The 524-nt window shown below is 53.2% G+C and carries 1 protein-coding gene; it reads left to right on the plus strand.

What is annotated here, in order from left to right; translation table 11 throughout:
• The coding region (locus tag ACJ8J4_RS24750) for an EF-Tu/IF-2/RF-3 family GTPase (protein WP_442516113.1) at window positions 1–524 on the plus strand (524 nt) is incomplete at both ends.

Consider the following 524-nt stretch of genomic DNA (forward strand, 5'->3'; position numbering starts at 1 on the left):
TACGACTTCCCAGGCGATGACCTGCCAGTGATCCGCGGTTCCGCGCTGAAAGCGCTGGAAGGCGAAGCTGAGTGGGAAGCGAAAATCATCGAACTGGCCGAAGCCCTGGACAGCTACATCCCAGAGCCAGAGCGTGCTATCGACAAGCCGTTCCTGCTGCCAATCGAAGACGTATTCTCCATCTCCGGTCGTGGTACCGTTGTTACCGGTCGTGTTGAGCGCGGTATCATCAAAGTTGGCGAAGAAGTTGAAATCGTTGGTATCAAAGACACCGTTAAGTCTACCTGTACTGGCGTTGAAATGTTCCGCAAACTGCTGGACGAAGGCCGTGCTGGTGAGAACGTAGGTGTTCTGCTGCGTGGTATCAAACGTGAAGAAATCGAACGTGGTCAGGTACTGGCTAAACCAGGCTCCATCAAGCCGCACACCCAGTTCGAATCTGAAGTGTACATCCTGAGCAAAGATGAAGGTGGTCGTCACACGCCATTCTTCAAAGGCTACCGTCCACAGTTCTACTTCCGTAC

It is taken from the genome of Serratia sp. CY47280 (assembly GCF_052168655.1).
Lineage (GTDB): Bacteria > Pseudomonadota > Gammaproteobacteria > Enterobacterales > Enterobacteriaceae > Serratia > Serratia bockelmannii.